This is a genomic window from Aeromonas salmonicida subsp. salmonicida (genome assembly GCF_001643305.1).
In the GTDB taxonomy this organism is placed as follows: domain Bacteria; phylum Pseudomonadota; class Gammaproteobacteria; order Enterobacterales; family Aeromonadaceae; genus Aeromonas; species Aeromonas salmonicida.
Genome location: NZ_LSGW01000071.1, coordinates 149598 through 160109 on the forward strand (window position 1 = coordinate 149598; position 10512 = coordinate 160109).

Genomic DNA, 10512 nt, shown 5'->3' on the forward strand with positions numbered 1-10512 from the left:
CCATTGGCCCCATTGGGCGGGCCAGCCAGACTTCAGGTAGTGAAAGATGTACAAGCTGATCGCATTGGATATGGATGGCACCCTGCTGAACCCTCAGGGCCAGATTTCACCCCGCACCCACGCCGCCATTGCCGCCGCCCGCGCCAAGGGAGTGACGGTGGTACTTGCCTCGGGCCGCCCGCTGGAAGGGATGAGCCGCTATCTTGTAGAGCTCGGCCTCACGGGTCAGGATGACTACGTCATCTGTTACAACGGCGCTCTGGTACAGCAGGTTGCCGACCAGCGCATCATTCGCAGCCAGCTGCTCACCGGAAGCGACGCCAGTGCCATCGCCAGACTGGCCGACGAGCTGGAGGTGAACGTACACGGCTTCTCGGTCAGCCAGGGCCTCATCAGTCCCAGAGTCAGCACCTATACAGAGCACGAATCCCGCCTCATCGGCATGCCCATCAATCTGATCGATTTTGCCACTCTGGCGGCCGACGAACAGATCATGAAGGTGATGATGATCGACGAGCCGCCCCAGCTCTCCCGCGCCATCGAGCGCCTGCCAGCCGAACTGTACGAGCGCTACACTGTGGTGCAGAGCGCCCCCTTCTTCCTCGAATTCATGAACAAGCAGAGCAACAAGGGCACAGGGGTCGCCGCCCTGGCCGAACATCTGGGCCTTGATGCCTCCCAGGTCATCGCCGTGGGGGATGCAGGCAACGACCATCACATGATTGAATACGCCGGACTGGGCGTGGCCATGGGCAACGCCACCGATGACATCAAGGCGCTGGCCCAACACATCACGGGCCGCAACGACGAGGATGGCGTCGCCCAGGTGATCGAGCGGTTCATCCTGAACGCCTGAGCCAAACAAGGGGCCTCCACCAGGGCCCCTTCTGCTATCCGGCCAATCTGGTCAAATGTTTAATATATCCACCACAGCTATCCCCTTCATACCCACGGCATAGCGTCAAGGCCCCTATAAAAGGGACTCAAGCCTGTATGCCGCCCATGGCAATTAACATTTCAGCATCATTTCGTTTGACATATTGAACGGCCTTGGCAGACTGAGATCAGGATCCAGGCCGTCATTGCCCAGGCTGACCGACGATTCTGGTACTGCGGCACGACCCTGATCCCACGACCATGCCTTGAGGCATGCCCTTGCCCTCTCGCTGGCAGCAAGGGCCTTCCCAAGGCGCAGGACTGCAAAGGATAGCCAAGGTGAATCATGACTCGCATACCCCACACCCCATGTAAGCCCGTCGTACTGATGACAATGGGTGCCCAGCCCCGCAACGGTCACGCCTACCAGGTAATGACCCACAAATACATCACGCCCCTGGTGGAAATCAGTGGCTGCGTCCCCCTGCTGGTACCGACCTGCTGCGGAACGGAAGACCTGGCGCAGTATCTGGATCTGGCCGATGGCGTCTATCTGAGCGGCGCCGGATCCAACATAGATCCTGCCCTCTATGGCCAGGAGAACCTTACCCCGGAGAAGCAGCAGGACAGAGACAGGGATCTGTTCGACATTCCGCTGGTACGTGCCGCCCTCGATCGCGGTCTGCCAATTCTCGGGATCTGTCGTGGCATGCAGGAGATCAACGTGGCACTCGGGGGCGACATACACCAGAAGGTCTACAACGAGCCCGGCTATGACGATCACAGGGAAGATTCGGACGATCCGGTCGATGAACAGTACGGGGAGAGTCACCAGATTGAACTGGTGTCCGGCAGCTGGTTTGCCGACCTGATGGGGCAACCTGCTATCCCCGTCAACTCGCTGCATGGACAGGGGATCAAGACGCTGGCAAAGGGGCTTGAGCCGCTGGCCCATGCCGAAGACGGGTTGGTAGAGGCCATTCATGCCCCCACCCTCTCCCCCTTCCTGCTGGCGGTACAGTGGCACCCGGAGTGGAAAGCGACCGAAAATCCCCACTCCGTCAAGATTTTCCAGGCTTTTGGTGACGCCTGCCGTCAGCGCAGGACTCGCACCACACACACCTGAACCTGTGTTGTCTAGTCGCCAAACCCCCGCGCCTTGAGCTTGGGCAAGCCGCCACGCTCGGGGCGCAATGTACGGCACACATCCATGCCCTTGAGCCCACGCTGGATATGGTCCGGCGTGTGGCCAAACACCATGCCGTTGCTGCGGTAAAGGTTGTCATCGTCAAGCTCGAACAACTCGCCGCCGATGAGCAGCTGCTCACGACCATTCACCACCTTGCCCCGTTTCAGTGGCAAGGTCATGTCGGTCAGCACCTCGCCGGTGGCACAACCCTCACGCCAGCGGGCCTCGTCGGAAAAAGGGGTAATGGCAATCTCGCGCCAGGATCCATCCCTGAACTCGACCCGGTATTTGTCTGCCAGCAGGTCGCATCCTGCCAGTGGCAGCAATGCCACCAAGCAGATGATTTTCTTTGTTAATTGCACCAAGTCACACTCTCCTGTCGAGACTGCCAACAGCATAAATAAATCGTGTCGCCAGCGCACCCTTTACCCTTGTCTAACCAGCTATGCTGGAAATATCCAACGATAAGGGGCTGTTATGTTTAGCGATAATTTCGTTGCCCTACCTACCTTGCAGTGGATTGGCGAACACCCGTTCTGGACCCTGCTGACCCTGTTCTTGCTCATCACCCATTTTTTGCGCAGCCCGGGGCGGCGGCGCGAGCTAATTTCCGAGCTCGGCTTCGTCATGATGAGCATGGTCGTGATCCTGCTGATCCAGTTCGAGGGAGGCTGGTTCCGCCTGCCGCTACCCCACCGCTGGCTGGTGGAAATATCCAGTCTGCTGGCCGGTCTGGTACTGGTGAAGGTCTGGGGCATACTGCTGTTCCAGTTTCTGCTGCCCCTGTGCCAGATCCGCATACCGCGCATCATAGCGGACATCGTCATCACCATCGGCTACATCAACTGGTGCCTGTTCCGGCTATACGCTTCCGGCATGGCCCTTGGCGAGATAGTCACCACCTCGGCCGTCATCACCGCCATCATCGCCTTCTCCATGCAGGACACACTGGGCAACCTGCTGGCCGGAGTCTCCATCCAGCTGGACAACTCCATCGCCATCGGTGACTGGCTGCAGGTGGAAGCCATCCAGGGCCGGGTGGTGGAGATCAACTGGCGCGCCACCACCATGGAAACCCGCAACTGGGAAACCGTGGTGATCCCCAACAGCCACTTGCTCAAGCAGCGTTTCACCGTGCTGGGACGGCGACAAAATGCCCCCCTCCAATGGCGGCGCTGGGTCTGGTTCGATCTGACCCTGGATACATTGCCGACCCAGATCATCGCCCTGATCGAGAAGTCCTTGCGGGAAACCAACCTGCCCTGTGTGGCCAAATATCCTCAACCCGACTGTCTGTTGATGAATGTGGAAGGGGGAATTGCCCGTTATGCCGTTCGCTACTGGCTGACCGACCTGGCGCGGGACGACCCGACCGATTCCATGGTGCGCAGCCTGATCGATGCCGCCCTGCGCCGTAACGACCGGCGTCTCACACCACCCATTTTCAATGTCTTCATGGCCAAGGAGAAACAACATCAGGATGCCCGCCACAAGCGCCACACAGTCGAGCGCACAGCCACCCTGCGCAAGTTGCCGCTGTTTGCCATGTTGCAGGAGGATGAGCTGATCCAGCTCGCCGATCAGGTCAAATTCGCCCCCTTTGTCAGTGGCGACATCATGCTGGAGCAGGGGGAGGTTTCCAGCTGGCTGTTTGTGCTGGTCAAAGGGGAAGCTGAAATGCTGGTCAAGGTGGAGGGGCGTGAATTGCCGCTCGGCACCCTCAACACCGGCGACTTCTTCGGCGAGCTGAGCCTGCTCACCGGCGACCCCAGTCCCTTCACGGTGCGGGCACTCGGCACCGTTGAAACCTACCGCATCAATCAGGCCATGTTCCAGGAGCTGGTGATGCACAGGGAGTCCCTGGTCGAGCCGCTCTATCGGGTGCTGAGTAGTCGCGAGCAGGAGCAGCAGACACTGTTGGCAAAGGAGGCGGAGTCCATGAAGCAACCGCCGCAACAGCGTGATCTGCTCAATAAACTGATGAAGCTGTTCAGTGGAGGATGACGTAGCATGGGGCACCACATCATGCCGGGAGACCCCACACAATGTTACTGACCGCACTGGCTTTGAGCGCCAGTTTGCAATTTCACTGCCCGCCAGCCATAGACACCCGCCAGCAGCTGCTGAGCCAGCCTCTGGGCTGGCAAGCCGTGGCCCGAAACAACCAGGGAGAAGCGGGCCAGACCCTGAGCCACAGGCTGGATAACCTGGCCCTGTTCGATGGTGATCCGGGCGAGCTTGCCCAGCTCAAACCGGACAATGGTGACAATGACGAGACTCACTACTGGAGTCTGGACAGCCGCAATCCACGCCCATTTTATCTGGTCTGCCACTATGGGGGCACAGCCATTACCTTGCAGCAGGCGCTCCCCCCGGGCATCAACTACTGCCGCGTCAACCAGACCGACCATGACCAGCTGCGCGGACTGATTTGCCGTCAATAAGGGCCGCAAACAGCGGCCGGCGAAAACGATCAGAGCAGCAGGTCTGCCAGTTCTCCCAGTCCGTTCAGTTCCACATCCGGCAACAATGGCAACTGCCGCCAGGAGCGCTGGCAGTCATTGAGCCAGGCGGCGCGAAAGCCGTGCAGGCGTGCTCCCAGCACGTCCGTCACTGGATGATCCCCCACGTGCAGTATCCGATCTGGTACCAGCTTGAGGGCGGCCTGCGCCTGGACAAACATGTCCGGCGCCGGTTTCATCCTGGCACCCGCCCCCGCCTTGCAGACCAGGGTGAAGTAATCATTCAGCCCAGCCTGGGCCAGGTCCAGATTGCCATTGGTGATCACCACCAGCGGATAGCGCTCGGCCAGTCGTGCCAGCAAGTCATGGGTCGCGTCACTCACCTCAATCTTTGAGCGTTCGGCGAGAAAGCCGGCGAACACCTGCTCCGCCTCGCGACTGGCGATGGCTGCCGCCATGCCGCCCTGCAACATGGCCTCATGAATGGTACGCTGACGCGCCAGACTGACATCCTGGCGCAGCTCGGGATGGGCGATCAGCATGGTGCGTTTGAGATCCAGCCAGCGCGGCTTGTCCAGCATGGCGGTCGCCAGGTATTCGCTGCGCAGATGCTCAAGCATCCACTGCTCGGCCCGTTCAATGGCCGGGCCATTGTCGTAGAGGGTGTCATCGAGGTCGAACGAGATGGCAGCAACCGGCTGCCAACGGCGATAAAAATGCATTCATGCTCCTTCACGGCGAAATAATCAGGCCCCCTTGTTCATCTTCCGGCATATCTGGCTACCCTGGCGGTTTGGATGCTCAGATAACCCCAGACACTCCTTCACAGAGGTAAAGGTCACTCATCTTCCGGCGTGGCAGGATCCCGCTTTGCTCTTGGGTGGGCATTGTCATAGACCTTGGCCAGATGCTGAAAATCGAGATGGGTATAGATCTGGGTAGTGGAGAGATCCGCATGACCCAGCAGCTCCTGCACGGCACGCAGATCGCCGGAGGACTCCAGCATGTGAGTGGCGAAACTGTGGCGCAGCTTGTGGGGATGGACGTGGGCATTGAGCGCCTGCTTGTTTCCCCAGCCATCGAGCCGCTCCTGTACGGAACGGGCCGACAGCCGCTGTTTGCGCTTGGAGACGAACAAGGCGTCGGCCTCGTCCCCCGCCAGCAGAGGGCGTACCTTGAGCCACTTGTGCAGCCACTCCACCGCCATTCTTCCCATGGGCAGCACCCGCTCCCGCGAGCCCTTGCCGGTCACCTTGAGCTGACGGTCATCGAGCTTGATGTCACCCAGATTGAGCCCCACCAGCTCGGCCAGCCGCAGGCCGGAAGAGTACATCAGCTCCATGATGGCCCGATCCCGTACCGCCAGGGGATCCTGCTCGTCTGTGATGTTGAGCAACTGGTACATCTCGTCCACATCCAGATTTTTCGGCAGCGGTCGCCCCTGCTTGGGGGTCACTATGCCGCGGGCCGGGTTGGCGGTGAGCCGTCCCTGGCGCACCTGCCAGTCGCAGAAACTGCGCAAGGCGGAGATCTTGGTAGAAAGGGAGCGGGGAGCGAGCCCGGCCTTGTGCATCCGGGTCACCAGACTGCGCACCTGGCTCGCCTCGAGCCGGGCCCAGTCGCTTACACCCAGCCTGACCAGCTCGGCGGCCATGGCCTGCAGATGGGATTCATAGTTGCTGCGAGTGTGAGGGCTGAGCTGGCGCTCGACCCTCAGGTATTCGATAAAGGCCGCCAGCTCATCGGCCAGAGAGGCTGGCAGAGGCTCGGCGGCAGGGGCAGACGCTTTGGCCGGTTCCCTAGCCATGGGTCAGTTCAGGCAGACGCAACTGCAACAAGCGACCCAGCTGACCCAGCAGCAGGGTGTCGTTATGGGGGCTGAAGTGGCTGGGATCGGAACTGGCAAAGGCCAGCACGCCGAGATCGCCGAGCCGCATCAGGGCCACGGAGTTGACCAGCACATCGTGGCCAAACAAGGCCTGCTTCTCGCTCTGGTTGAGGCGGCCAAAATAGTAATCCTGCCCCGGCAGTCGTTGACCCAGCAGTTGCTCGAGTTGCTTGCCGTCCGCCATGAAGCGCAGCTCGGGGCCGCTCAACTGGAATTTCTTCGGACTGAGCCAGAGCCGCAGGCCGGTCAGCCGCAGCCGCTGCACGAACGCCTTGCCCATCACGGCGCTCACCTCGAACAGAGACTGGCAACCATAGAGCTCGCCGTAGAGGTCGGCATAGACCCGGAAGATCCGCTCGTTCTCGCTGGCAATCCCCATCAACTCGGTGATCTCCTGCTCCAGCTGCTCGATGCGCTCCCGCTGCCTGTCCATCTGGCGTTCAACCAGAGAGACCGAGCCTTTGCGTTCATGGGGAATGCGGATCCGGTCCAGCATGGCCGCGTGGCGCTGGAAAAACTCGGGATAACGGGCCAGGTACTCCAGCACTGTGGCTTCATCCACCAGTGGCTCCTGCCGTTTGAGTTCGCTCATAAATTGGTTGGTCCATTACAGAAAAAGGGCACTGGGCCCTGACATTATCGCGCAGCAGAGAGGGCTTGCGCCCTCGTCATGCCTATAACTCTATCTGGCCGTCGAATACATGCTCGGCCGGGCCCGTCATATAGACCGGCTGGCCCGGCCCCTTCCAGGCGATGGTCAGCTTGCCGCCCGGCAGACTGACGGTGACCCGCTCCTTGAGCTTGCCCTGACTGATGCCAATCACCGCCGCCGCACAGGCACCGGTACCACAGGCCAGGGTCTCCCCCACACCGCGCTCGAATACCCGCAAGCGGATCTCGGTGGCGTTGACCATCTCCATGAAGCCGACGTTGACCCGTTCGGGGAAACGCTCGTGCCGCTCCATGATGGCACCCAGAGTCTCCACCGGCGCATCAGCCACCGACGGAACTTCAATGACGCAGTGGGGGTTGCCCATCGAGACCACACCACACATCACAGTATGCTCTTGTGCCCGCAACAGATAGGTTTTTTCCGCCTTCTGAGCCCGAAACGGGATCTTGCCCGGCTCAAACTGGGGAACCCCCATGTTGACCGTGACCTGATTCTCCCCTTCCAGCTGCAGGCTAATGCGGCCACGGGCCGTGCTGACCGCGATGCGATCCCGGTTGATCAGCCCCTTGAGGCGCACGAAACGGGCGAAACAGCGGGCACCATTGCCGCACTGCTCCACCTCGCTGCCATCGGCATTGAAGATGCGATAGTGGAAGTCGAGTTCAGGGTCATAAGGCGGCTCCACCAGCAACAGCTGGTCAAAACCGATCCCGAAGTGGCGATCCGCCAGCTTCTTGATGACGTCATTGCTGAAAAACACCTTCTGGGTGACACCATCCACCACCATGAAGTCGTTACCCAGCCCATGCATCTTGGAAAAATCTATCAACATAGTGCGTTCCTGTACCCTTTAGGCAGTAAATGCTCGGCGCACCAGCGATCCGCTCAATCGTGCGTTCCCCTGCTATCAGGGCCGTCAATGCTCGCAACACCGGCAATCGGTCAACTGCTCGCGCGTTCAACGCACACAGAGACTCGTCTGGAAAATCCAGTCGCCGTGGTGCCTTCCTGTGTTCAGGGCAGTAGATGCTCACCACGCCAGAGATCGGCCAACTGCTCGCGCTCTCTGATGAGGAAGGATTGGGTGCCATCCACCAGCACCTCGGCCGCACGCGGACGGGTGTTGTAGTTGGATGACATGGTAAAGCCATAGGCACCGGCGGAGCGTACCGCCAGCAGGGAGCCCTCGGCGATAGCCAGGGTGCGCTCCTTGCCGAGGAAGTCACCCGTCTCGCAGACCGGGCCGACCACGTCATACAGCGCCTTCTCATGGGCCGTGCGGCTGTCCACCTCTATGATGTTCATCCAGGCGCCGTAGAGAGAGGGACGCAGCAGGTCGTTCATGCCGGCATCGATCAGGGCGAAGTTGCGGGTTTCACCCGGCTTCAGGTACTCCACCCGGGTCAGCAGCACACCGGCGTTGGCAACGATGGCACGGCCCGGTTCGAACAGCAGGGTCAGATCCCTACCCGCCAGCTTCTGCTTGAGCGCCTCGGCATACTCGGTGGGATGAGGTGGCTGCTCGGCACCATAGTTGACCCCGAGGCCGCCGCCCACGTCCAGGTGATGGATGTGAATACCTTCCGCCGCCAGGGTGTCGATCAGGCGCAGCAGCTTGTCGGCCGCCTCCATGAAGGGGTTGAGTTCAGTCAGCTGGGAACCGATATGGCAATCCACCCCCTTGATCTCTATGTTGGCCATGGCCGCCGCCTTGCGATAGATGGCAGGCGCCTGCTCGATGGGGATGCCAAATTTGTTCTGCTTGAGGCCGGTGGAGATATAAGGGTGAGTGCCGGCATCGATATCCGGATTGACCCGCACCGAGACCCGGGCCTTCTTGCCCATGCTGCCCGCCACCCGGTTCAGACGCTCCAGTTCGGCTTCCGACTCCAGGTTGAAACAGAGGATCTCTTTATCCAGCGCCAGCCGCATCTCGGCTTCGCTCTTGGCCACGCCGGAGAAAACCACCTTGGCCGGATCACCGCCCGCCGCCAGCACCCGCGACAACTCGCCGCCGGAGACGATGTCAAAACCCGAGCCCAGGCGGGCCAGCAGGTTGAGCAGCGCCAGATTGGAGTTGGCCTTGACCGCATAGCAGATCAGATGGGGAATATCGCCCGCTGCCTGATCGAAGGCATGCCAGTGGCGCTCCAGGGTCGCACGGGAGTATACGTACAGCGGGGTGCCGTACTGCTCGGCAAGGTGTTGCAGCGAGGTTTGCTCGGCCTGAAGCTGGCCGTCGGCATCGTAGTTAAAGTGATCCAAGGGGGCGGTTCCTTCCTAAATTATTGCGGCGCGGCCTCTGGGGCAGCTTCGACGGTCGCAGGCGTCTGTGCTTGCGGTGTACTCTCGGTCTGGGGCTGCTCGGGAGGCGGCATGTAAAGCGGTCCCGTCAGGCCACACGCGGCCAAACCAAGAGACAGAAGAGTGGCGAGCAGACACTTGGTAAGCTGGGTAATCATAATGGTTCGCTGCGAAAAAATTTTTGGCCCTCTATAATCGCACTCACATTGTTAAAAGCAACAGGATAAACCGATGAAGGATCACGAGTATCACGCCCTGACCGACGCCTTTTTCCAATATGTGGAAGACACTGTCGACGCAGGATATCCGGATATTGACTGTGAACGTGCCGGTGGGGTCTTGACCCTGTCGTTCGAGAACAAGACCAAGGTCATCATCAACAAGCAGGAGCCCCTGCACCAGATCTGGGTCGCCACCCGCGAGAACGGTTTCCACTTCGAGCTGCAAGGGGAAACCTGGATAGACAACCGCTTCGGCCATGAGCTCAAGGCGCTGCTGACCAAAGCCTGCACCACTCAGGCAGGTGAGTCAGTGGTATTCCCATGATTGACATTCATCCACAGGACGCCCGCCACGCCGTGATCTGGCTGCACGGGCTGGGGGATTCCGGGGCCGGGCTGGCCCCGCTGGTGGACGCGCTGGATTTGCCTGCCGACCTGCCGGTTCGTCATCTGCTGCCCGACGCCCCCGAGCGGCCCATCACCATCAACATGGGCTACAAGATGCGCGGCTGGTACGACATCAAGAGCTTCGACGATCCGGCGGACCGCGCCGTTGAGCCCCATGTGCGTGAATCCGCCGCTCGCATCGCCGCCCTGCTGGACCAGCTGGTGGCCGAAGGGTTTGCCCCAGAGCGCATCCTGCTGGCCGGTTTCTCCCAGGGCGGAGTGATCGCCTCCTTTACCGCCCTGCGCCATCCGGTTCAGCTGGCTGGCCTGCTCTGCATGTCCACCTATCTGGCGGCGCCAGATGCCCTGCTGGCCGAGATGAGCGAGGCCGCCCGCCGCCTGCCCATCTGCTACATGCACGGCATCTATGACGACGTGGTGAATCTCTCCATGGGCTGGGATGCCAAGAACCGGCTGGAAGCGGCGGGGCTCACCCTAAATAACTGATCCTA

12 protein-coding genes and 1 pseudogene are annotated in these 10512 nt (G+C 60.6%); 6 read left to right on the forward strand and 7 right to left on the reverse strand.

All coding sequences use genetic code 11. The features are described from left to right. Positions 1-46: 46 nt before the first annotated feature. Positions 47-856 carry a sugar-phosphatase gene (gene yidA / locus AXW79_RS13750; protein ID WP_005316137.1) on the forward strand — a complete coding sequence of 270 codons (810 nt, stop codon included), beginning with the start codon at positions 47-49 and terminating at the stop codon, positions 854-856. Between the two features lie 366 nt (positions 857-1222). After that, entirely contained in the window at positions 1223-2002 is a 780-nt protein-coding gene (locus AXW79_RS13755) for a gamma-glutamyl-gamma-aminobutyrate hydrolase family protein (RefSeq protein WP_011899115.1), read from the forward strand. 11 nt (positions 2003-2013) lie between these two features. On the opposite strand, the gene AXW79_RS13760 is transcribed toward AXW79_RS13755, so the two are convergent. Further along, on the reverse strand, positions 2014-2427 hold the full coding sequence (locus AXW79_RS13760; protein ID WP_170321039.1) for a hypothetical protein: 414 nt from the start codon (positions 2425-2427) through the stop codon (positions 2014-2016). A gap of 115 nt (positions 2428-2542) precedes the next feature. On the opposite strand from AXW79_RS13760, the gene AXW79_RS13765 reads away from it, so the two are divergent. Then, positions 2543-4069, forward strand: coding sequence for a mechanosensitive ion channel family protein (locus tag AXW79_RS13765; protein WP_005316146.1), 1527 nt, complete (start codon positions 2543-2545; stop codon positions 4067-4069). A gap of 41 nt (positions 4070-4110) precedes the next feature. Beyond that, the gene (locus AXW79_RS13770) at positions 4111-4509 is read left to right on the forward strand and encodes an STY0301 family protein (RefSeq protein WP_005316148.1); all 399 of its coding nucleotides are present in this window, start codon (positions 4111-4113) and stop codon (positions 4507-4509) included. Positions 4510-4538: 29 nt separating this feature from the next. Here the strand turns inward: AXW79_RS13770 and AXW79_RS13775 are convergent, their stop codons facing one another. The 6 genes from AXW79_RS13775 to lptM form a co-directional block, all read right to left on the reverse strand. Then, positions 4539-5249: an HAD-IA family hydrolase gene (locus AXW79_RS13775; RefSeq protein WP_005316151.1), complete on the reverse strand. Its 711-nt coding sequence runs from the start codon at positions 5247-5249 to the stop codon at positions 4539-4541. 116 nt (positions 5250-5365) lie between these two features. Next, complete coding sequence (gene xerC / locus AXW79_RS13780) at positions 5366-6334, reverse strand: tyrosine recombinase XerC (protein WP_005316155.1); 969 nt, start codon at positions 6332-6334, stop codon at positions 5366-5368. Then, positions 6327-7007, reverse strand: coding sequence for a DUF484 family protein (locus AXW79_RS13785; RefSeq protein ID WP_005316158.1), 681 nt, complete (start codon positions 7005-7007; stop codon positions 6327-6329). Before AXW79_RS13785 ends, xerC begins: the two co-directional genes overlap by 8 nt. A gap of 82 nt (positions 7008-7089) precedes the next feature. Further along, positions 7090-7920: a diaminopimelate epimerase gene (gene dapF, locus AXW79_RS13790; RefSeq protein ID WP_011899114.1), complete on the reverse strand. Its 831-nt coding sequence runs from the start codon at positions 7918-7920 to the stop codon at positions 7090-7092. 182 nt (positions 7921-8102) lie between these two features. Continuing rightward, the gene (lysA, locus tag AXW79_RS13795) at positions 8103-9353 is read right to left on the reverse strand and encodes a diaminopimelate decarboxylase (protein ID WP_005316164.1); all 1251 of its coding nucleotides are present in this window, start codon (positions 9351-9353) and stop codon (positions 8103-8105) included. A 20-nt stretch (positions 9354-9373) separates the two neighbouring features. Next, a complete protein-coding gene (gene lptM / locus AXW79_RS22950; RefSeq protein ID WP_073531790.1) occupies positions 9374-9550 on the reverse strand; it encodes an LPS translocon maturation chaperone LptM in 177 nt (58 codons plus the stop codon). A gap of 73 nt (positions 9551-9623) precedes the next feature. Here lptM and cyaY point away from each other — a divergent pair, with 73 nt between their 5' ends. After that, positions 9624-9938 (forward strand): iron donor protein CyaY, encoded by a 315-nt coding sequence (gene cyaY / locus AXW79_RS13800; RefSeq protein ID WP_005316166.1) that lies wholly within the window; start codon positions 9624-9626, stop codon positions 9936-9938. Next, positions 9935-10495 (forward strand): annotated as a pseudogene (locus tag AXW79_RS13805) (alpha/beta hydrolase); the annotation flags it as partial. The gene cyaY and the pseudogene AXW79_RS13805, both read left to right, overlap by 4 nt. Positions 10496-10512: the final 17 nt, after the last annotated feature.

Bases quoted from the DNA above. Each gene is read 5' to 3' on its own strand.
- AXW79_RS13765 (WP_005316146.1), top strand. From the start codon at position 2,543: ATGTTTAGCGATAATTTCGTTGCCCTACCTACCTTGCAGTGGATTGGC.
- lptM (WP_073531790.1), bottom strand. From the start codon at position 9,550: ATGATTACCCAGCTTACCAAGTGTCTGCTCGCCACTCTTCTGTCTCTT.
- xerC (WP_005316155.1), bottom strand. From the start codon at position 6,334: ATGGCTAGGGAACCGGCCAAAGCGTCTGCCCCTGCCGCCGAGCCTCTG.
- AXW79_RS13775 (WP_005316151.1), bottom strand. From the start codon at position 5,249: ATGCATTTTTATCGCCGTTGGCAGCCGGTTGCTGCCATCTCGTTCGAC.
- AXW79_RS13755 (WP_011899115.1), top strand. From the start codon at position 1,223: ATGACTCGCATACCCCACACCCCATGTAAGCCCGTCGTACTGATGACA.
- dapF (WP_011899114.1), bottom strand. From the start codon at position 7,920: ATGTTGATAGATTTTTCCAAGATGCATGGGCTGGGTAACGACTTCATG.
- AXW79_RS13785 (WP_005316158.1), bottom strand. From the start codon at position 7,007: ATGAGCGAACTCAAACGGCAGGAGCCACTGGTGGATGAAGCCACAGTG.
- yidA (WP_005316137.1), top strand. From the start codon at position 47: ATGTACAAGCTGATCGCATTGGATATGGATGGCACCCTGCTGAACCCT.
- cyaY (WP_005316166.1), top strand. From the start codon at position 9,624: ATGAAGGATCACGAGTATCACGCCCTGACCGACGCCTTTTTCCAATAT.
- AXW79_RS13770 (WP_005316148.1), top strand. From the start codon at position 4,111: ATGTTACTGACCGCACTGGCTTTGAGCGCCAGTTTGCAATTTCACTGC.